This is a genomic window from Rosistilla ulvae, assembly GCF_007741475.1.
GTDB lineage: Bacteria > Planctomycetota > Planctomycetia > Pirellulales > Pirellulaceae > Rosistilla > Rosistilla ulvae.
In genome coordinates, this window is record NZ_CP036261.1 from 3,816,399 (window position 1) to 3,839,141 (window position 22,743).

The following is a 22,743-nucleotide window of genomic DNA, read 5'->3' on the forward strand; positions in this document are numbered from 1 at the left end:
GACAACGCCTGCGGCCCGAGGTCAAGAATCGCGGATCCGTTTCAGTCGATCAAACTCACTTCATCGATTCGGACTTCGGTTTCCGGCGATGTGGGGCCGTAGACTTTCACTTCGCTACATTCGACGGCGCTGGCGTCCTGCGAGCTGGTCAATTCCACGCGCACCAACGACGCATCGACCGCTTCGTTCAACCGCAACACATGCTCTTGTCCAACGGCTGTCAGGTCGATCGTTCCGACGTCGTAGAACGAACCGCCGCTGTTGGCGACGGAGATCGCAGCACGCGTGGCCCAATTGATCGAATCGCTCGGAGAGTACGGATTCACTGTGATGAACTGGATCTTCGTCGACGCGGCCAAGCGAATCGTCGCGTTTTCAGTCGTCGTGCCGATCGGGCTGGACCAGCTGCGCCCCGGCGAGCCATCGATCAAATGCAACGCGCCCCAATGGTATTCATCGTGGGCATTCGGTTTGGTCGAGACCGAGCCACCGTTTTGCGAGCTGGCAAAATTGGTCAGCTCCATCGGATAGTCGCGTTCGCTTTCGGAGATCTTCCCAACCACTTCGATTCGCCCGCACTCCATCGCATCGCCGCCAAAGTTCTCCAGCAGCGTAATACGCAAGTAGCGTGCTTCGACCAGAGGCTGAAGATCGAATTCGATCCACTGGTCCTGCGGGGCGAGTTCGACCGACAACATCGGCTGAAAATCGGTAAAGCTGTAGGTCGTCGAATACTCAACGCGAACGTTGCGGACCCAATTTTTTGAGTCGGGACCGCCGGCGGGATTGATCCTCAGCTGGCTGATGTCGGCGATCTGATCGTTCTCAAACGCGAGCACCACCGACACCGGATTGCGTCCGGGAACTCGGTAGATGCCGCCATCTCGCAACAAATTTTGCACGCCATGTTGCCGATCGTCCAACTGGCTCGGCGCATCGACGACACGACCACCACGATCGATCGAGGCCAAATTGTAGGGCCGGTTCTTGGCATGTTCCTGCTGGGCCAACAGGTCGGCCAATTGGCGTTCGACGTCTGCCTTCATCGAAGCCAATTCATTGAGCCGCCCCTCCGCATCGCTCAGTTCACGGTCGTACCGCCGCCCCTGTTCGGCAAGTTCCGCTGCCAGTGCGTCGGCGCGATCGTTCGCCGCATCTCGCATCGTCGCGAGGCGTTTCGCATCGTTTTTGGCGTTTTCATTGGCTCGATCCAACTGATCCGTCAACGACTTTTTCATTCGCTCTGCAGCGGCCAATTGATCGGCGGCCTGGCGAGCGGCGCGGTCCGCCGCACGCTGCAACGCAGCCAAATCGTGCGCCGATTTGGCGAGATCGGACGCCAACGCAACTCCCTTCTTTCGCTCGGCATCAAGCAACGCGGCAATCCGATCGCGATCCGCTTCGGCCGCCCGTTGTTTGTCCGCCAGCCTTGCGTTCTGGTCCGCTAAATCCTTTGCGTTTTTCATCGACTCAGCCAACTGTTTGGCGGTATCGGCCGCTTTGTCTCGCAGCGCATCCTTCTGCTTTTCCGCTTCGGCTAGCGCCTTGGCGTGTTCAGCTTGCAGATCCCGCTGTTGCTTCTTGGCGGCATCGAGCGCCGCGGCGGTGGCATCGGCCGCTTTGTTCAAAGCAGCGATTTCTTTCATCCGATCGTCGAGCTTTTCACGGAGCGCGTCCTGCTTTTGGCCAGCATCGGCAAGGGCCTTTTCGTGCTCAGCTTGCAGATCGTCGTGCGTCTTCTTCGCCGATTTGAGCGCCGCCGCAGCAGCATCCGCTGCCTTGTTAAGATCCCCGATCTCCTTCATGCGGTCGGCCAGCGAACGCTCCATATCTTGAAGCTTCTCGTTGGCGAGGTCCTTTTCGCTTGCCATCCGATCGGCCAACGCTTGGGCCTCCTGGCGTTGACGCTCGCGATCGGCAAGCTGTTTGTCCAACTCGGCCGCGCGGGCCCGCTGGGCTGCAAGCTCCGCTTCCTTTTGTTTGGCGAGATCCTTGAGACGTTGTTGGGCTTCGTTGATCTGATCGGTGACCGATTTCAGCGCCCCTTTGAGATCCTCGGGGGAACTTGCACCTTGATACTTCCCCCCCCCCAACCGAGCGATGTTCTCTAGTTGACGGCGTGTGTCATCATCGACATCGAAACCGACGACATGAAATTCGATATTGTGCCGCGCTGCCAAAATTCGAGCTTCCGATGCAGGATCGCCACCACACGTCTCCTTGCCATCGCTGATCAAAACGATTCCGGTGTAGGCGTCCATTTTGCTGTCGAGCACCTCGCCGGCCACCCGCAAGGACTTTGCGATCGGAGTCCAACCGGCGGGTTGTAGCCCCATCACAAACTGTCGCAACTCCGCTTTATCGGGCCCGCTCAACGGCGTCAGAGGACGGCCGATCTTTACCGCTTCGCATTTTTCTTCGACGTTGTGTCCATAGACGATCATCGAAGTCGGCATGCCGATTGGAATCATATCGATCAATTCGGCAACCGTCGTCTTCGCGACTTGCATTTTCGATTGCCCGTTCTGGGCCGGTTCGTTCATGCTGTTGCTGCAATCGAAGATCAGAATGAAGTCGGTGATCACATCCTTCGATCGAACACGATCCTGCTGGAATGCGGCGATCACAGCATCCGACGCCCCCGCTTTGCGAAGCTCTTCGATCTGCTGGAGATCGACGATATAGACGATCGGCGATTCTTCGATCTGCCGAATCAGCGTGGCATCGTCCACGCCCGCTTTGACTTTGTTGAGCAGTTGCTCATAAGAAACAGCTTGTTGTGCATTGGACAAGCTGGGCAAGAGGCACAAAAGCAGGATGACGTGGATGACGATCCGCCAATAGGATCTGGACGAACACATGACGAGGGGACTCCGGGACAAGGTGAACAGAGAGAAGAGAAGTGCAGCGATTTGGTGTCGATACATCAAAGAACATGCTGCCACCACAACACGCGAATTACCGCGTGCTTCCATTGGAAAAAACGAGTGGTGTCGCAACTCTCCCCGCGCCCCATCGATGCCTACAGGGGCGATATCCTCGATAGCCAAGACCGAGTGCACGAGGGCCGATGCCCGTTGATCGAGCTCCTTGCTGCGGAATTCGCCGAAGGCCGCCCAATGCTTTCAAACCACATCGCCAACGTTGCCACCTCTCCGCAACGATACAATTGTTCACATTAAAAAATTTCCAGGCACACGCACAACACGCCAACCAAAGCTTTACCCGATCGACGACAGAACACCCAGCTTCGCATCCACCAACGCAGCGACGTCTTGGACTCTGCCGCAGTTCGAACCATCCACTCCGAAAAACGAAGGTACCGCTGAAACGTATTGCTAACATTCCAACGGTGGAAGCAACTTCCCCAGGAGAGTCTGGTGGGAGGGAACTTGGCGGCCGATTCGCGACAGCGCATCACCGTCGTTCAGCGGAATGGTCGTCGCGAGCGAGAAGGTTGACGCGTGCCAGCCTCGATTCAGCGGTAGAACGCTCGCTCGAGGCGGCTGGGAAAATCAGACGCTAGCGTGTGCCGCGGACTGCATCGAAGAGAATCAAAGAATCACATTCAACCTTTACTTCTTTGCGTCGGCAAGCGAATAGATTTTAAGGTCGTCGACGACAACGTTTCGCTTCACCGATAGACGCAGCATCCTCTTGGTCGGGTGAGCGATCCCGGCGGATGAAAACGAAACGATCTGTTTGCCATCGATCGAAACGCTTAACGTGTCGCCAACGATCGTCGCCACGGCGTGATACCACTTCCCCGTCTCCAGCGCATTGGCGACCCGTTTTGTCTTCGACTTAAGCATCTTCTGCTGATCGGCGGGCAGCGTACCGGATCTGCGTTGCGTGCGAATCTTCAGATCCATCAGGCCAGTTTTTAGATCGGTGATCGCTACCGCTTTCGTCCCGATATCGACTTTGCAAAGGTGGCCAGCCCAAACCTCTTTGAACTTCAGATCGGCAAAGTTTACCCCCAACGAATCCTTATCGTCCTCGAGCATAAACTTCACCTCGACGCGGCCGTCGCGAAACTCAGCCGGCTGAACGACCGAGACGCCATGGTCGGCCGTCTCGTGGATGTAGATATACATCGCCCCATCGCGAAGATCGACCTGTTTGTTGCCACCGGCTCGCGCTTTGCTGTTGGTCTTCCAACCGTTGCCAACCTCATCGGTCTGTTCCTGCGACTCGTTTCTCTGGAAATCGTCTTCGAAGATCAACGTCGCGGTCTCTTCCGCCATCACCGAACCGCTGAACGAAACGCACACCGTGGCACAAAGCGACGCAATCAATGAACGCAGCAACATGAGCAGACTTTCTGTGTTGGGATGAGAGAAACAACGAAACCGGAATCGAGTTTGGATACGTCTGGCTTATCAAGAGCTAACCGATCGACGGACCGCGATGGACCATAAAACTTATCCCGACGACAAAATCAGCCACTCCGATGGATGCAAACCGTCGCCGCGGCCAGCTGCAAAAACGCTGGCTTCACGCACCTCGGAAACGCGGATAATCCCTGACGCAGACGCCAACCACCGCCTATTGGATGAAAACGAACTCGCGCGTGTTCAGCAGCGACCAGATGATATCGCCGTACCCGGGAATCTTGTATTCGACAACGATCTGCTTGGCCAAGCGGCTCTGATCCTCGGTCGGATACCGGCTTAAGATACTCAGAAAAATTGTCTCGATCCGATCGTTTAACGAATCGCGGCTCGTCACCTTGTCGACCAACAGCGACCCCGGTTCCAACATCATGTGCGTCACTGGACCATTGAACATCGTCAACAATTGAGGGACCGTTCCTTCTGTCGAATTGTTACCGATGATGTTTCGATCGCTCTGTCCAAACTGACGCAAAAAATGATCGGCGGGAACCGGTTGCGGCAACTCCGACGCTCGACGCAGCACGATTCGCTTGTATTCCATCATCCGATCGGTCGCCCGTTCCTCGCGGCTGTATTCGATCATCCGGGGGTAGGTCGAAACCAATTGAGCCGCGGTGACGGCGGGGGGCAATGCAATTGCGTCGCAGTAGCTTTCATCGTTGTGTCGGATCAATGAATCGGGATCTTCCAACGTCAACGTCAGCATCGAATCCCACACCTGTTCGGCCGACATCCGTCGCATCACCGGGCCCGTTACCAAATACTCAGCGGTTGGATCCTCGGGGTCGACCGCCGTCGCTTGGCGTTGGTAGATGTGCGTGTTATAGAGCATGCGAAGAAACTCTTTGAGGTCGTAATCGAGTCGCTTCATCTCCGACACCAACAGGTCCATCAACTTGGGAATCGATGGGAAAGTGTCTTCGGTGATGTCATCGACAGGATCGATCAAGCCAACGCCAATCACGCGCTGCCACATCCGATTCGCAATCGTCAACGCAAATCGCGGGTTATCGTTGGCGGTCAACCACGCGGCGAAAGCCTCGCGTCGCGTCGAATTACCGTCCATGCGAGGCATCGATCCGAAGATAACGTTCGGTTCGACCAACTGCTTCGGCTTCGCATCGTCGTAGGCGTAATCGTGTGGGAAGCGCAACTTCGCCTCCGTCTCGATCACCTCCTTGCGATTCAGATTCACCAACCGATTAACTTGGCCAATCAATCGGCGATCCGAACTTTGCGTCGCCTGTTTTTGAGCCATCGTCAATTCGCGATCGTATTTTCGCGTGCGAACTCCCCCTTCGAAGGCCGCCAATTCGTAGAACTCTCGCTGCGTCCAGCGGTCGAACGGATGATCGTGACACTGGGCGCATCCGATCCGCGTTCCCAAGAAGATGCGAATGGTGTTGTTCAGATTGTCCAACGGCATCCCATCGTCGCGCAACTTGTAACCTGCCGCCGGATTCTCCCAGACCTTCCCCTCGGCGGTTAACATCTCCCGAACCATCACGTTCCAGTGCGTGTTGTCTCGCAAAGACTGTTTGATCCACTCCCCGTAGGGACGCAGATAGTTATTGCCGTCGGGCTTGTCGACGATCCGCAAGACGTCGGCCCAGTAGTTGTAATGATGGCTGGCATAGCCGGGTGAGTTCAGCAGTTCGTCGATCAACGCCGACCGTTTGTCGGGTGCCGTTGACTTCAAAAACGCCTCGGCTTGTTCCAGCGTAGGAATCGTGCCGGTGATGTCCAAATAGATCCGACGCAGAAAGACTTCGTCGGAGACCGGCGGATTCGCTCTGGCTCCTTTGGAACGTAGATGTTCGACAACGATTTGATCGATTTGCAAAGCAACGGTTTTCATCCGATGCTTCCGCGCCGGATCGACAGGAGCCACAGTCACCTGGGTACGCGGTGCCTTATCGATTGGCAACACGATCTTTGGCGGTTTGGCTTTCTCCGCGGCAGCTTTCTTACGAGCCGCGTTGAGTGCTTTGGCACGCTGTTTGGCAGTTTGAGCGTTCAAAACCGCCGGTTGCACGAACAACAGGGCGAGCAGAAAAACCGAGAGTAACGAGAAACAGCAGCGTGTGCGATTCATATCGGGTTTCACCAGGCGTCAGAGGAGAGGCTGCCGGAGGAGAGAAGAGCGCTGTGTTTCGCAATCCATTTCGTACAGCCCAGGGGCCCAGTATATAGCGCGGCAACAGAGGGGATGGCCAACGACAAAAAAAATTGTCCCGATGCCACACGCTGGCAACGCCTACAGCCCGCATATTTGACACCCGAAGAGGAGGTTTGAGCCCCCGGTTGCTTCAAACATTCAGGGAGGCATGTATAATCAAAATCCAAACGGTTCCGATTTGCGCACGCCTGCTGCGCAGATGACTCGGATTCGCGTCCGCCGCGCAAACCACCCCTAGATTGAACACTAGGCGGACTTTCTCCCCAAAGCCCCCCACAACGACAAAGGTTACCTATATGAAGTCACTCTCCGCATGGAGCCCTCGGTTCCCATGGCTTATGGCACCCGCACTGCTGGTTGCCAGCATCTGCTCGGGGGTTTCCGGTGACGAACCGACATTGGTCTTCGATGCCGTCGGCAAACAGGTCGGCGAGATCGTTTTGGTCGCTGGGGACGAGGAGTATCGCAGCGAAGAATCGATGCCGATGTTGGGGAAGATCTTGAGCCAAAAGCATGGCTTCAAGTGCACCGTCGTCTTCTCGTTGTCCGACGACGGCAGCTACATCGATCCCAATAATTCTGCTGGCCTAACCGGACTGGCGGCACTCGATACCGCCGACCTGATGATTATCGGTACCCGCTTTCGCGCGCCGCGTCCGGAAGAAGCCGCCCACCTGACCGCGTTCATGAACGCCGGCAAGCCTGTGATCGGCATCCGCACCGCCACGCATGCCTTCAACGGCAAAGGGAGCTTCGGCGACAAGATCAGCTTTGCCGAATGGGGACGCAAGATCCTTGGCGAACAGTGGGTTAGCCACCACGGCAAACACAAATCGCAAGGCGCCCGCGGCGTGCCCGAAGCGTCGTCCGCCGATCACCCAATCCTGAATTCGGTCGAAGAGATCTTCGCTCCCAGCGATGTCTATGGAGTCATTCACCTGACCGACGCCGACCAAATTCTGATGCGTGGCGCCGTGACCGAATCGCTCGATCCCAAATCGCCTAATGTTGAGGGAGAGAAGAACGATCCAATGCAACCGTTTGCCTGGTTGCACACCTACGAAGGTCCTAATGGAACCGAAGGTAAATCGTTCTGCACCACCGCCGGCGCAGCAGTCGATCTGGTCGATGAAGATCTCCGCCGGATGCTTGTCAACGCGGCGTATTTCCTGACCGGAAACGAAGTCCCTAAACAAGCCGACGTGGCGTACGTCGATCCTTTCTATCCCAGTTTCTACGGATTCATTCGCGAGAAGGATTACTGGAAGAACGCCGACCTGCAACCGAGTGATTTTGCGCTCGGCAAATCGCCAGCGATGCCCGATCCCAAGGGCAGTCCCGCTTGGGATTTCCGTCCGACCAAGCCCGTCGCCGCCGCGGCTGACAATGCCGGATCGCTCCCACTGAAGAAGGGGCAACGGATCGCCGTGGTCGGCAACGCGCTGGCTGAAGGGATGAACCAATACGGCAATTTCGAGGCGCTGCTGCAAACGCGATTCCCCGAAAAAGAACTCATCTTCCGCAACTTCGGTTGGCCCGCCGATGAAGTCGCCAATCAACAACGTCCCGGCAGCTACACGACGATCGACGACCCGTTGGTTGTTTTTGCCCCCGACATGTTTCTCTGCTTTTTCGGATTCAACGAGTCTTTCCAAGGCCGCGAACCTGCCGCGATCGAGCGTTTCATCGCCGATTACCGCAATTACATCGAAACGATGAAGACGAAGTTTGCCAAAGATGGCAAGCAACCGACGTTTGTATTGGTCAGCCCGGTTGGCTTCGAAGCGACCGGAAATCCATTGCAGCCCGATGGTGTCGAAGAGAACAAGAATCTGGCGGCTTATACCGCTGCGATCGCCAAAATGGCTGCCGCCGACGGACACCGCTTCGTCGATCTGCACACCAAAACGAGCGAAGAATTTGCCAAGACTGCGGGCAATCAATTCACGATCAACGGCGTGCACCTGAACGAACAGGGCGATCGCTTGATGGGCGAATTGCTCGACGCGAGCCTGTTCGACGGCGAGCACCCGCTGGGCGTCGACGCCAGCAAGTTCCAAGAGGTTCGCAAATGGGTGAACGACAAATCGTGGTACCACTTGCAAGACTATCGGATGCTCAACGGCTGGTATGTCTATGGTGGACGCCGCACCTGGGATACCGAAACCTTCCCGACCGAATATCGCAAGATCCGCAACATCGTTGCAGTCCGCGACCAATACGTCTGGGACCTGGCCGCCGGGCGACCGGTTGCCGATCAGCCCGATGATTCGAAAACCGGCGAAGTCTATACGCCCGAAACGATGTTCGGCACTCGGGACGAAAACTTCCGCAAAATGCGTGAACCCGAGGAAATCAAATACCCATCGCCCGAAGAATCGATCGAGATGATGACGGTTCCCGAAGGGTTTAAGGTCGAACTGTTCGCCTCCGAACGCGAGTTCCCCGAACTGGCCAACCCGAATCAGATCGCCTTCGATAGCCGCGGACGACTGTGGGTCTCCTGCATGGCCAACTATCCCCAGTGGCAGCCCGGTTCGGCGAAGCCCAGCGATCGCTTGCTGATCTTCGAGGATACCGATGGCGATGGCAAAGCGGATAAGTGCACGCCGTTCTACGACAAACTGATCTGCCCAACCGGCTTCGAATTCTGGAACGGTGGCGTGTTGGTCGTCGACGAACCGCGGATTTTGTTCCTGAAGGATACCGATGGCGATGACCGTGCCGACGAAGTCACGCCGATCATCGATGGCATCGCGACCGACGACACGCACCATACAATGGGCGCGTGGGAGTTCTCTCACGGCGGTTTGTTGCACATGCTCGAAGGCGTCGCGCTGTCGACGACGCTCGAAACCCCATGGGGTCCGTTCCGCAACAAGGGAACCAGCGGTGGCTACATCTTCGACCTGCACTCGCTGAAGTTCAGCCACTACCGCACGCCTGGTTACGGCAACCCATGGTGTCTCGTCTTTGACGAATGGGGCAACGGGATCGTCGGCGACGGTACCAACGCCAAACAGCACTGGGTGAGTCCACTTTCCGGATTGGAAGTCAACACGCGCCGGACGATGAATCCGGTCTTCGACAACCAAGGGATGCGTCCCGCGGTCGGCAACGAATTCCTGTGGTCGCGTCAATTCCCCGACGACGTTCAAGGCCAGTTCATCTATGCCTGTGTGATCAACATGCACGGCATGCCTCGCTTTAACGTTCGCGACGAAGCGGTCGGAGCCGGTTTCGAAGGAGAACGCGTCGAAGACCTTCTGTCGTCGACCGACATGGTCTTCCGACCTGTCGATCCGAAGATTGGCCCCGACGGTGCGCTGTGGTTTGGCGACTGGTGCAACGCACTGATCGGTCACATGCAATATTCGCAGCGCGACCCGAATCGCGATCACCAACACGGCCGCATCTTCCGTTTGGTTTATGAGAACAAACCGCTGTTGGAACCGATCACGCAAGCTGGCAAATCGATCGACGAATTGCTGGAACAACTGAAGACGTATGAATTGCGAACTCGCTATCGGGTCCGTCGCGAAATTCGCGATCACGAGAAGGAAGAGGTCTACGCGGCGATCGACAAGTGGATCGATGGCGTGGACGATCCCAAACAGTTGTGCGAAGCGATGTGGATCCAAGAGAGCTTCCGCGACGTCGATACCGATCTGTTGGACAAGATCCTAGCAACCGATGAATATCGCGCTCGCGCCGCGGCGATCCACACGATCACCAACGAGATGGAGCGGATTCCGAACGCGAAGGACTATCTAGCCAAGGGCGTTACCGATCCGAACCCGCGTGTTCGCTTGGAAGCCGTCCGCGGGTTGAGCTTCCTGGGCAGCGTCGAAGCGACCGAATTGGCACTGAAGGCTGTCGACCAACCGATGGACTATTGGCTCGATTACACGCTGGAACATACGCTGCATGCGTTGGAACCTGCATGGAAGTCGGGTGAAGGGAACGAAGGCTTTTTGGCAAACAGCTCCGAAGCCGCTGCCAAGCATTTCGATCGCTTCCGTAAACTCAACGGTCCCGGTGGCGCCGCGGTTCTGCCGTTGGAAGTCGCCGACGATGTCGACGCTTCGGAAAAGGACCGCAAGAACGCGATCCGCCAACTGGCGAAGCTGAAAGGCGGCCATGCCGGCCGTGGCGTCGAGGTCTTCAAACGCGTCTGTTCGGCATGTCACATGGTTGGCGATGTCGGCAAGAAATTTGGTCCCGATCTGAGTGACATCGGCCGTCGGTTCAACCTAGAACAGATCATCAGCTCGATCATCATGCCCAACGAGGAGATCTCCAAGGGATACGAAACGGTGATGGTCCTGACGATCGACGGTGCAACGCACAACGGCTTCATCCTGAGCGAGGACGACGAGACGTTGTCGTTGGGAATCGCCAATGGCAAGCAGATCGACGTGTTGAAGGATGACATCGACATCCGCAAGCCGATGAAGGCGAGTTCGATGCCGGAGGGCTTAGTGAAAACGATCGCTCCTGTCGAATTCCTCGACCTGATCGCTTACTTGCAAAATCAGAAAGCGGTTGCATTTTCCAAGAGCGACGATGGGTGGATTCGCAGCACCGAAAAGAACCCGCCGCCGATGCGAACTCACGGTGAGTTTAAAGAGATCTCGCGCGATGCCGAAGTTAAATTGGGCGACGCGTTTGGCAATCGCGATTGGAACAACGATGTCCACCTATTCCTCAATCCTTTGAAGCGAGCGAGCTGGGATTTCAGTTTTCATTCGCAGCACGATGCCGATAATCCAGCGCTGACGATTCGGTTGGCCGAGGAATCGGAGGTTCGGCACATCGAATTGAAGAACCGCTTGGAGAGTGAGTTCCACAAGCGAGCCGAAGGCTTGACCGTTTGGACCTCCACCGACGGCAAGGACTATCAAAAGGTCTGGGCCGCGGAGAAACCAGCCGGAACGTATTCGATCGATCTGCCCGCCGGCACGCGAGCAAAATACGTCCGCATCGGCCTCGATGGCAAAGGAACGTTCCACCTGTTCCAAGGCGTTATCTACGGCAAATAGCGCCGCATCCCGCAGGGATCGAAGATGGTTGCCGGAGGTCGCCGCGCAGCGGCGCACCTCCGGAATTTAGGTTCCTACGCGCACGCCAGATCTCGAAGGGATCGAAGATGGTAGCCGGAGGTCGACGCGCAGCGGCGAACCTCCGGAACACGACGTACGCGCGCAATCGCTCCCGCAGGGAGCGCAGTTCGATATGCGTCCCCGTCGGGGGCGGCGTTCGATATCGCGAATCGGTTACCGGTGGTATTCGCTGCGCTCAAACCACCGGCTACCTTTTGGAGCGGCTTCGCGGATAGAATAGATGCGCACCAAATCCCGCAGGGATTGCAGATGGTAGCCGGGGCGTGGAGACGTTAGATCCACGGAATTCGAAACTCTTGACGAGTTCCGCAACGGGCGGATTCCGTTATCGCCGTTCCTTCTTAACCGCCGGTGCTCTCGAGGTCTTTCATGTAGACCGCGAGCGTCGTTTCGAAGGTGTTGGCGTCGATTTTGTAGTGTGGATCCGAATCGGTGTATTTGTTGCAGTGTTCAACCAACACGCGATAGAGGAAGCGGAACAGATGCCGTGGGACGCGCAACGATTGCATCGCGGCTAACAGCCGTTCGTACGAGATATTGTCGTCGAACAGATTGCGTGGTTCAGGCGATTGCCCCTCCGCCGCACACGCCATCAAGCGCGACTGTGCGAGGTCGTAGAGCGCTTCGCCGGTCCAATGGAAGCTGGGGATCAGGTTCTGTTTATCCAGCCGTGCCCGTTCGTGGAACTCTCGTGTTTCGCGTTCGACGTCGCGATGTAATTCCTGCGGCAACAGCAGCTTCAGCCCAACGCCCGAATGCTTCAGCAGCTTGTTGTCCAACAGCGGCCAGACGAAGCGACGCATCAATTCCGGCTTGCCGCCCATCAGATGCGGTTCGTCGACACGATCGATCAGCACGATCACGCCGGAGAATCCGAGTCGAGCCAACAGCGACTGGAATTTACTGAGCAATTCATAACGGTCATCGGTGCGATCGAATCGCGGCAGCGGTTGACTGGCAAGTTCGCTGAAAGGAATCGACAGCAATGTCTTGTGCAGTGCATGGGTATCGCGTTTACCAACACGCATGTGTTTCCGAATCCCACGGGCCATCCACCAGCACCGCAGCCAACGCAACTTGTAGTGCGCGGCACCGGCGAAACTGATCAACAGAAACAACGCAGCCGAAAATGCTGGGCTGAGCCGGTCGGTATATGCCAACCAACCACTCAGAACCACGGCGACAACCAACGCGGCAATCGCCAGCCAGAAATCCCAGCGGACAGCCCAATTGCGGTAACCCAACTTCTTCCGCAGCCCATTCCAACGCTCGGGGAAGGATTCGCCAGTCGATTGATCGTAGGCAAGGGCCAGCAGCAGCAGGTCGCGGGCTTGATGGCGTTCCAATTTTCGGAGGTCTTCGTCGCGGACTTCGGTTGCCACCGAATCGTTGGCGTTGTTCTGATCCAACACGCGGTCGACTAATCGCGTGACGCCAAGGCACAAGATCGCATCGATATGATCCCACAACCGCCAGGCGTCGAGGGTCTTTTCAGGCTTCTTGGCCAAACGCCGGGGCAACCGTTCCTGGAAATGGTCCAAGAAGGGATTGAAGTCGTCGTAGCGGATGACAAATGTGCGGTTGTTCAAGTGCTGGCGATTGTAGCGATCCAGATGCCTATCGATCTGCAATCCGATCGCGGTCTTGCCAGCCCCCTTGGCTCCAAACACGATCGCCGTGCTTGGTTCCGATGGATCTCCATAGACCTTATCCCAGACAGGATGATAGGCGCTGGAAATGCAAAACTCTTTGAAAACCGGATCGGTTTGTGCATCCTCTTCAGCGAAGGGATTGCGGCTGATACCGTGATGTTCAAGAAAGGAATGGATATTCATAGGTTCGCCGATATCGGACGTGAGACGCAGGTCGCGAGGATATTTTCAAGTTGGTGAAGCATACTTTGGGCTGCACCATTTCGCCGAGCCAAGCGGCAGCGGATCGGAAGGTTTCAAGGGAGCGAGAACTACCCAATCGTCGCAATCGCTAAACCCCGCTCCAGCGTACCTATGAAAATCGCTCGGCGAAATGCCCCCGCCGAGCGATGTTTTATCGAGGTCGTGCAATCTATCGTCGCTTTGCCGACCCCCGATTGCGATTCTTGTTCCCAAGCGGCGTTGGGTACGAGCAAACAAAGTCTGCCACCCAGCCCGCGATATCTACTTAATGCCCTTGAGCATCGCCTTGAAGGCATCCTTGTTTTCGTCGACGATCGCTTTTGGACCTGTCAGTTTAATGAAATACTTGCGACCATCGTTGACGACAATCGCCCCCAGCATTCCGTAGTCTTCGCGTTTGACTGTCTTTCCAGGAGCAAACGGGCCGCCCCCCATCGATTCTTTGAACGTGCCTTGCAGTTCCACCAAATGAACTTCGTTCCCTTCAACGTCCAGCTTTTCGATCTTGGAAGTCGCCTTGGCCGATCCACCCCCCGGAGCGGTGAACTGCCCGATCCAACGATCGATATTGGCCGTGATATCGCCACCAGCAGCCATCATTGTCAACCGCGCCGGCGCCTCGACACCTTCTTTGCTGATCGAGTATTCCCTCTCTACGATTCGCGAACGAGGTTGAACCGCCTTCCAAGCTGCAGGGGTTTCCATTTTGATCGCGCCGCCAAACGCTTCGACAGTCTCGGCGTAGCTGTTCGCACTAACCAACAATTGACTGAGGGTAAAAATTCCGAGGAAAGCAAAACGTCGCATTTTGAAAGACTCCGAAGGGTCGGTGGGGAAGGGTTGATTTTCGTTTCGCAAGATTTTAGCCCGCAGCGGAGCAAAAAGCCAATCCAACCAGGCAAGTTCCTCGCGTTTGAATCCGCCGCTGCAAGTCGCTCGCACCGTGTCGCACACTGCGAATTCGGGGCGATCGATCGACTAATAAAGTGCGGACGCAAGCTTTCGGCGGTATTCGCCCGTCAGCGGCGAATCGTCGGGGAGCGAGCGGAAGATGTCGATCATCAGCAGCCGAGCGTGATCGCGTTCGTCCCCCTTGGTGCTTTCGACGACTTCCAAAGCCAGATCCAACGCGGTTTGAAAATTGCCCGCCGCCGCCTGCTTGCGGGCGACTTCGATCTTCAAAGACACATTGCCAGGGTCGGCAACCAATTGTTGCTGCAGTTCCTGAAGATCGCCCGCAGGAACCTCAGCGGCCAACGTCAGCCGCGACTTCAGTTGTTCGGCATCGGGGTCGAGAAATCCGCGTGACTCCAGTTCTTCCAATATTTTCGTCGCCGCCGCGACATCTCCCGACGCAAGGGATGCGCGACCAACGCCGATCTTCGCCGGCAGGTCCTCGGGATCGTCGTCGAGCATTTGTTGGTAGATCTTCAGTGCGGCTGCGGGATCGGAATCCTCCATCCGCTTGGCAGCTTGGAACTCGTCGGCGGCAACGATCCGGCGAAAGAACATTCGCAACACAGTCTCGCTGACCGCCCCTTGCAACCCATCGATGATCGCACCGTCGATGACACCGAAGAGCGCGGGGATTCCAGAGACACCAAACTCCGTGGCCGCCTGCTGGCATTGATCCGTATTTGCTTTGGCAACCATCACGCGGCCGGCAAACTCTTCAGCCATCTGTTCTAACAGCGGCGCAAGCGCTCGGCATGGCTGACACCAATCGGCCCAGAAATCGACCACCACCGGGACGGACCGACTCCGCTCCAAGACATCCAGTTCAAACGTTTCGTCGGTTGTTTCAATCAAGTTGGATTCATTCATGTAAGCATTCTGACATTTTAAGCCGTCGAATACCACAGCCTCACTCTTGGTCAAACGACCGCGTCGGGTCGAGCCGCGACGCTGTAGAACATTGATGTGCGTCGATCGTGCAAACGCCGCCAGCAATCGATCAGTAGCGCGTGGCGCTGACGGGGAAGACTTCTTCTCCGCTAGCGATTTCGCCAGTCCGTTCGGATCGAACGTCGTCGGACATCAGAACACGCTGAAAAAACAGCATCAACAGGGTGCAAAGGTAGCGCCGGCCCATCTGTCGCATCCGCAAATTGGTCGCGCCCCACGTGCGTCCCTCCCAGCGAATCGGCACTTCGGCGATGCGGTAGCCGCCGATCAACGCACTCAACGACATCTCCAACGTGATATTGAAGTGGCACGATTTGTAAGGACCGCAGGTCGCAATGACGTCGCGTCGGTAGGCTTTGAATGCGTTGGTCAGGTCGTTCAAATCGGTCCAGAACATCCACCGGATCGTATTGTTTACGATTCGGTTGACAACAAGTTTCACGCGTGGATAGCGGTTGACGCGGGCACCGGCAATAAAACGCGATCCGAAGGCGCAATCGTATCCCGACTGGATGGTCTGGTAGTACATCAATGCGTCTCCGGGATGATCGGATCGGTCTGCCATGTAGATGATGACCACATCGCCCTGGGCATAGTTCAATCCGGTCCGCACCGCGCGGCCAAAGCCTGCCGGAGGTGTGCGGCGAATCAACCGCACGCCCGGCCATCGCGCCGCCCGTTGCAACACTTCCGCCTCCGTCGCGTCATGGCTGTTGTCGTTGACGACGATCAGCTCGGTTCGAATCTGGTTCCGGTCGACAAGGCATTCCATCAAATCGTCGATGCATGGCCCGATATTGGCCGCTTCGTTGTGCGCTGGCAGCACAAGCGTTAATTGCGGACGTGGCTCAATCATTTAGCAACACTCGAGGACGGTAAACTTCTAAGAAGCAGCTTTGAGGGATTTCACGTGTGCCATACGATTTGTCGAGCACCGCGCCATATTGTTCGCTCCAGTTCTCATCGAGTCCTTCCCATGCGAGTAAGATCGCGGAATAGTCGATTGTTCGGTCTCCCCAAAACAGCTCCCGATCTTGGCAGAGCAGCGTTTCACGGCCACTCAAATACACATCGAAGACATATGACAAATCCGCCATATATACGCCCTCCATTGGCAGATCGTCTAAGACCTGGGCAATAAATGTCTGCGCGTGATACTTCGGGTCGCCCCAATATCGTAAATAGAGATACGACGACCTCAAGCCGGCGCCGGGAAGCGAGAGCCCCAGCATCAACAGCGCACTGCCCAAGTAGACGATCTTGCGCCGAGAGCATCCAGCGACCTCGCGATCGCTTGCCTGCTGGGGATCGCTGCCAACTGGCGATCTGCCCGCCAACCAATCGACAGCAATCGCCAAGGCTCCCATGATCCAAAAAGCGGGATAGACCCAATAGCCTTTGGTCGGATGGATCCCCGCAACAACAGCGGTCAAATAAACACTCGACCAACACAAGGCGAGATACCCGATGGCAAAGCGACGTGGTTTTGTGTAGAGGATCACGACGGAACCGGCGATCAGCGCTGTTGCCAAGAGCAAGCATTGCCACAAACCAGCGAACTCAAACAGCAACACGGCGTGATGTCGCAGCGAATCCCATGGGAACAACATTCGGCTGCCGAGCCCCGGCCCCGCGCGATCGACGACATTCGAAAAAAACTGACTCTTGAATTCGTAGGGGTACATCGCGATCAACGGTGCCCACAACATCAGGACACCGCAGGTCGATAGCCCGAACACAATCGCCCGCTTCGCCTTTTCCAAAATCGACGCTCGCACCGCCACAATCGCGACTCCCGCTTGGATGGCAAAGACCAACGCAAACGGATGAAACAGCGCGCCCAAGCCGCAGAACAGTCCGCTGATCGAGAGTTTCGATAACCGTCCGTCGGCGAAGAATCGAATCAACATCAGGATGCACAGCCAGCCACAAACGGCGCACAGCAAATCGGGGCGGACCACCAAGCCGGTAAACATCAACGGTCGACCGATCGCCATCAACGTTGCTGCCAACAATGCAGCGGCATCCGAGGTGCCCAATCGCTTGCACAAACCAAACGTCAAGGCAATCGTTGCCAAAGCGGCGAGAAACAACGGAATTCTCGCGGTGGGATACCCCGCGGGAAAGATTGCGAAGAACGGAGCCTGCACATAAAACAATGCCGGTGGCAGCGTGAACAGGCAGCGATCGGCATTCTCAAAAAACGTGTCGCGGTTCCGTGTTGGAAGATAGGGGAGCCGCGGAATCCCTTCCTGCCAAACCGTATACCCGGGAGCGGCAAACCAATGTTCATCGTGTCCACCGGGCATATGGATCAACGCAGGCAGGCGGAGTGCGACAAATAATAATACCGGGATCAACCAGAGGCGTCGCGCGCAAGCCGATTGGTTCGCCGATCCGACGGAGATCTTGTCGAACGTGTTGCGAAGCGAATTCAAGTCGAACTCTCCAACCAGTTTGAGTTGGCGGTCGCATGCGCGGCGATTTCATCAAGGATTTGCGAAACGGAGACTTGAGGCTGCCAATCCCATTGGTCCTTAGCGCGACTCGAATCCAACACGATCCAGGGGAGATCAAAGGGGCGAGTCTCGTCGGATGCCTCGATCGTGTGAGGGCCAAATCGATCATCGCACCACTGCGTTAGCTGGCGAAGCGAGATCGCGGATTCGATTCCGCCACCGACATTCATCACGGGAGAGCGATCCGGCCTCACACCTTCGGTCATTTGCAGATAAAGCAATCGAGCGAGGTCTTGGGGATGAAGGCAGTCGCGGACCTGCGTTCCCTGGCCGCCAAAGCCGATGTACTTCAGCGGTTTGCGCCGGAGGTGCGAGTTGATCCAAAATGCAAAAATCCCTTGATCGATTCGTCCGAATTGACCGGCGCCGGCAAGCACGCCGCAGCGGTTGATCCAAACGGGGAATCGATAGGCCAATCCGTATTCCAAAGCCATCGTTTCGGAGGCTAGCTTTGTGGCGCCGTACAAAGAGATGGGTGCCTGCGTCGAAAACGCTTCCGAAATCCCCTCAGTGGACGCCCCAGCGATGGAGACGTTCGGTTCCAGGTGAAACGCGTTATCGTCGATTTCCAATGGCAAGCGTTTCAGTTCCGCGATCGAATAGACTCGGCTCGTGCTCAGCAGGATCAGCCCGCTGCGATGGCTCGCACAATGCTCCAGCAAATTTAGCGTGCCCATCAGGTTGGTTTCGACGACTTGGCGACCACTGTTGCGGCCATCGACACCGGCAACGACCGAAGGTAACGCTGCCGCATCGATCACCCAGTCGCAAGGCCCGACCGCGGCAAGATCGCTCGCGACGCGTAGGTCTCCATGAAATAGCCGGACGCCACGCGATTGCAAAGGCTGCCAATTCAGCGCGCTGCCTGTTCGCGCAAGGTTATCGATCCCCTTGATTTGGAGCGAAGGCTCGATATCCAGTAGCGTTCGGGCGACCGACGCCCCCACAAAACCACAAACGCCAGTGATCAGCACTGTAAAATTCAACCCAACCCCACACCGTCGCGACGCATGCATTGCCATTTTCTCGACCGACAATATAAAGTTTTGCCCAGCATTCGGCGAGAGGCCGCATTCCGCCACCAGGCCTAGTTCTTATGTTTTGGCAAAAGTGAACAGAGGCGAATAGGCAGCACGGCGTGAATTCCACCGATCGCTCGTGGTTACAGTCCAATCGCCAGTAGAAAGATTGTCGGATCGGGTCGTCTTTGCCGATAAGCGAAGAGATAAGGCGCTCGACAAACTTGGCATAGCTGTCATAACGAATTCCTTGGAACGTCTGCGACACTCAACTTCTAACGTTAGTAAGAATCCAATGACGCCCACCGCTCAACTCTGCTTGGTCCTTCACAACCATCAACCGATCGGAAACTTCGACGGTGTTTTCGAGCAAGCCTACCAAGACAGCTATCTCCCGTTCCTCGAGGTCTTCGAACCGTTCGACCAACTGAGGATCTCGCTGCACACCAGCGGTCCGTTGATGCTGTGGTTGGCCGAACGACATCCGGAGTATCTCGACCGCGTGCGGACACTCGTCCAACAGGGGCGTGTCGAAATCATCGGCGGACCGTTATACGAACCGATCCTCTCGATGCTGCCCAGTCGAGACCGGATTGGACAGATCCGCGCCTACTCGCAATGGATCCACGAGCACCTGGGGACAAAAGTTGCCGGCATGTGGACTCCCGAGCGCGTTTGGGAATCGCACTTTGCCAGCGACCTCGCCGATGCGGGAATCGGCTACACCGTGCTGGATGATTTCCACTTCCACGCCGCCGGACTCCCCAAGGAACAATTGACCGGATATTTTGTCACCGAAGAGGATGGCCGTTTGTTGCGGGTCTTCCCCGGCAGCGAACAACTTCGCTATCTGATCCCGTTTGCCCCCGTCGACCAGACGATCGATTACATCCGCGGCGTCTCGCAACATCAGCCCGGCAGCGTCTTCGTCTTCGGCGACGACGGCGAAAAATTTGGCACATGGCCCGACACGCAACAGCACGTCTACGGCGACGGCTGGCTGCAGCGTTTCTTCGAAGCGTTGACCGACAATCGCGATTGGTTGGCGACCAATACGCTGGCGCAAGCTATCGATAGCACGCCGTCGAAAGGCAAGATCTACCTGCCCGATTGCAGTTACCGCGAGATGACCGAATGGTCGCTGCCCGTGGCGCAACAGGTGCAATTCGAAGACGCAACACATGCATTGCAGAACGATCACGAGCGTTGGCAAGCGATTCAACCCTTTGTTCGCGGCGGTTTCTGGCGGAACTTCAAGGTGAAGTATCCCGAAGCGAACGAGATGTATTCACGAATGCTTTCGGTCAGCCGACGATTGGCCGACACGGAGGGAGAAATCGACGTCGACGCGTGGCGATCGGCTCAAGACCATCTCTACCGTGGCCAATGCAATTGCTCGTACTGGCATGGTGCGTTTGGCGGGATCTACCTCCCGCATCTCCGCAACGCGGTCTACCACCATTTGCTCACCGCCGACAACATCTTGAATCAGCAGCGTTACGGATCTGCGGCGTGGGTCGAAGCAACCGTCGAAGATTACGATTTTGATGGCGACCAAGAGGTGCGGCTGTCCAGCGACAAGATGGTCGCTTGGATGGCGCCAGCCCGCGGCGGGCGGATGTACGAATTGGACATGCGATCGACAGCCCACAATCTGTTGGCAACGATGCAACGTCAGCCCGAATCGTATCACCGCAAGGTCCTGGCCGGTCCCAGCGTCGATGGCGACGCGGTCGCCAGCATCCATGATCGGGTGATCTTCAAGCAGGAGGGTTTGGACCAGATGCTGCAGTACGACCGCTATCCGCGGAAGTCGCTGATGGATCACTTTCTAGACGAAGACGCAACGATCGACGCGGTCAGCAAAGGGGATGCGATCGAACGTGGCGACTTCGTCGACCTGCCATACGAAGCGAAACTCCGCCGCGCGGCCAATCGAATCCAGGTTCAAATGCGTCGCGACGGCAACGCCTGGGGAATTCCGCTGTCGATCACTAAAGCTGTCACGCTGGCCGGCGGAAGCGATGAATTGGAGATCGCTTACCTGTTGGAAGACCTGCCACTAGACCGTCCCTTGCACTTTGCCATCGAACTCAATTTCGCCGGCCTGCCATCGGGAGCCGACGACCGCTATTTCAGCGATCTGCAAGGTGAACGCCTGGGACAATTGGGAAAGCGACTCGACCTGCATTCCGCCTCCGGAATCCAGTTGACCGACGAATGGCTGGGAGTCGATGTCGGACTTTCGATCGATCGCCCCAGTGGATTGTGGGCCTTCCCCGTCGAATCGGTCAGCCAAAGCGAAGGGGGCTTTGAGTTGGTGCATCAAAGCGTCTGCGTGATGCCTCACTGGATCATCAACTGCGAAAACGACGGACGGTGGGCCGTGACGATGCGGTTGTCGATCCGCGACCGAAATGCCAAGTCCAGTTCGCAGCAACACGATGTCGACCAAGCGGTTGTTGTCTGAACCACCCCAGGCATGCAACAGGTGCCGCATCGCGGGGCAGATCGCGCCGCGGTGAACCGATGCCAACGGCAACGAACTATCCGACAGACGACAGCGATCAGCTGTTGTTATCGCTATCGTCGTCTTTGGTCAGTTGATAGTCTTTGATCTTCTTGTGCAGCGTATTGCGATTGATTCCCAATTGGGCAGCCGCTTGTTTTTGGACGCCGCCGCAGGCCTGTAGCACTTGGTTGATCAGTTCGCGTTCGACGCGATCGACGATCTTCGAATGCAGGTTCGTCTTGTCGTCGGCCAATTCGCTGAGCCCCTGTTCGACGACATCAACGGTCATCGAATCGAGATCGGCCGGCCCAAACGATGTCCGTCGCGGTCCGCCGTTGCGTAGCCCGGTAATCTCCGCAGGCAACAGTTCCACCGTCAATTCATCCCCTTCGGCCATCACGACGGCGCGCTCGACGTAGTTCTGCAACTCGCGAACGTTTCCGGGCCAATGGTAGCTCTGCATCGCTTCGATCGATTCGGGCTGAATGTGTGTCACATAACGATCGTTTGCTTCGCTGTAGATGTTCAGGAAGTGAGCGACCAGCGCGGGGATGTCTTCGCGTCGATCGCGGAGCGGCGGGATCTCGATAGGTACGACATTCAGCCGCCAGTAGAGATCCTCGCGAAAACGCTCTTCGCTGACTTCGTTGGCCAATTCGCGGTTACTGGCCGCGATCACGCGTGTATCGACCGAGATCGTTTGCGTATCACCGACGCGTTCGAATTCGCGTTCCTGCAGCACCCGCAACAGCTTGACTTGCAGTTCGAGCGTCGTGCTGTTGATCTCGTCCAGGAAGATCGTGCCGCTGTGAGCCGCTTCGAAACGCCCGGTCCGATTGTTGACCGCACCGGTAAACGATCCGCGAACGTGTCCGAACAGCTCGCTCTCCAACAGGCTTTCGCTGAGCGCCCCACAGTTGACGCGGACAAATGGGCCGTTGGCTCGTCGGCTCAAGCGATGGATCGCCGTAGCGATCAATTCCTTGCCGGTCCCAGTCTCGCCCAGCAACAAAACCGAAGCCTTGCTTTGCGCAACACGGCGCGTGATCCGATACACCTCCTGCATCGCAGGCGATGTACCGATCAGCTCGGGCAGCGGCGATCCATCTTCCCCGCTGAGTGAGATTCCAAAAGATGACATTCTTTGTGCCAACCTGGGCAGCAGGTGGGCCTAGAGTGGAAATCGGTTAACAG

Annotated in this window: 11 protein-coding genes and 1 pseudogene; 2 read left to right on the forward strand and 10 right to left on the reverse strand. The window is 56.7% G+C overall.

Features of this window, described 5'->3' with window-relative positions:
- Nucleotides 1-41: 41 nt before the first annotated feature.
- The 3 genes from EC9_RS13550 to EC9_RS13560 form a co-directional block, all read right to left on the reverse strand.
- Complete coding sequence (locus tag EC9_RS13550) at nt 42-2,861, reverse strand: discoidin domain-containing protein (protein ID WP_218934117.1); 2,820 nt, start codon at nt 2,859-2,861, stop codon at nt 42-44.
- A gap of 714 nt (nt 2,862-3,575) precedes the next feature.
- On the reverse strand, nt 3,576-4,247 hold the full coding sequence (locus EC9_RS13555; RefSeq protein WP_145349142.1) for a LamG domain-containing protein: 672 nt from the start codon (nt 4,245-4,247) through the stop codon (nt 3,576-3,578).
- Nucleotides 4,248-4,548: 301 nt separating this feature from the next.
- On the reverse strand, nt 4,549-6,492 hold the full coding sequence (locus EC9_RS13560) for a DUF1549 and DUF1553 domain-containing protein (RefSeq protein ID WP_145346013.1): 1,944 nt from the start codon (nt 6,490-6,492) through the stop codon (nt 4,549-4,551).
- A 380-nt stretch (nt 6,493-6,872) separates the two neighbouring features.
- On the opposite strand from EC9_RS13560, the gene EC9_RS13565 reads away from it, so the two are divergent.
- Complete coding sequence (locus tag EC9_RS13565) at nt 6,873-11,618, forward strand: PVC-type heme-binding CxxCH protein (protein WP_145346015.1); 4,746 nt, start codon at nt 6,873-6,875, stop codon at nt 11,616-11,618.
- 422 nt (nt 11,619-12,040) lie between these two features.
- On the opposite strand, the gene EC9_RS13570 is transcribed toward EC9_RS13565, so the two are convergent.
- From EC9_RS13570 to EC9_RS13595, 6 genes and pseudogenes are all read right to left on the reverse strand, one after another.
- Entirely contained in the window at nt 12,041-13,534 is a 1,494-nt protein-coding gene (locus EC9_RS13570; protein WP_145346017.1) for a hypothetical protein, read from the reverse strand.
- Nucleotides 13,535-13,855: 321 nt separating this feature from the next.
- Entirely contained in the window at nt 13,856-14,401 is a 546-nt protein-coding gene (locus EC9_RS13575; RefSeq protein WP_145346019.1) for a hypothetical protein, read from the reverse strand.
- Nucleotides 14,402-14,572: 171 nt separating this feature from the next.
- Nucleotides 14,573-15,418, reverse strand: coding sequence for a tetratricopeptide repeat protein (locus EC9_RS13580; protein ID WP_145346021.1), 846 nt, complete (start codon nt 15,416-15,418; stop codon nt 14,573-14,575).
- Between the two features lie 130 nt (nt 15,419-15,548).
- Nucleotides 15,549-16,355: a glycosyltransferase family 2 protein gene (locus EC9_RS13585; RefSeq protein WP_246105664.1), complete on the reverse strand. Its 807-nt coding sequence runs from the start codon at nt 16,353-16,355 to the stop codon at nt 15,549-15,551.
- Between the two features lie 883 nt (nt 16,356-17,238).
- Nucleotides 17,239-17,808, reverse strand: a pseudogene (locus tag EC9_RS27300) (glycosyltransferase family 39 protein); the annotation flags it as partial.
- A gap of 125 nt (nt 17,809-17,933) precedes the next feature.
- Nucleotides 17,934-19,004, reverse strand: coding sequence for an NAD-dependent epimerase/dehydratase family protein (locus EC9_RS13595; RefSeq protein ID WP_246105665.1), 1,071 nt, complete (start codon nt 19,002-19,004; stop codon nt 17,934-17,936).
- 328 nt (nt 19,005-19,332) lie between these two features.
- Here EC9_RS13595 and EC9_RS13600 point away from each other — a divergent pair, with 328 nt between their 5' ends.
- A complete protein-coding gene (locus EC9_RS13600; protein WP_145346027.1) occupies nt 19,333-21,507 on the forward strand; it encodes an alpha-amylase/4-alpha-glucanotransferase domain-containing protein in 2,175 nt (724 codons plus the stop codon).
- Between the two features lie 97 nt (nt 21,508-21,604).
- On the opposite strand, the gene EC9_RS13605 is transcribed toward EC9_RS13600, so the two are convergent.
- Complete coding sequence (locus EC9_RS13605; RefSeq protein ID WP_246106139.1) at nt 21,605-22,615, reverse strand: sigma-54 interaction domain-containing protein; 1,011 nt, start codon at nt 22,613-22,615, stop codon at nt 21,605-21,607.
- Between the last annotated feature and the right edge of the window lie 128 nt (nt 22,616-22,743).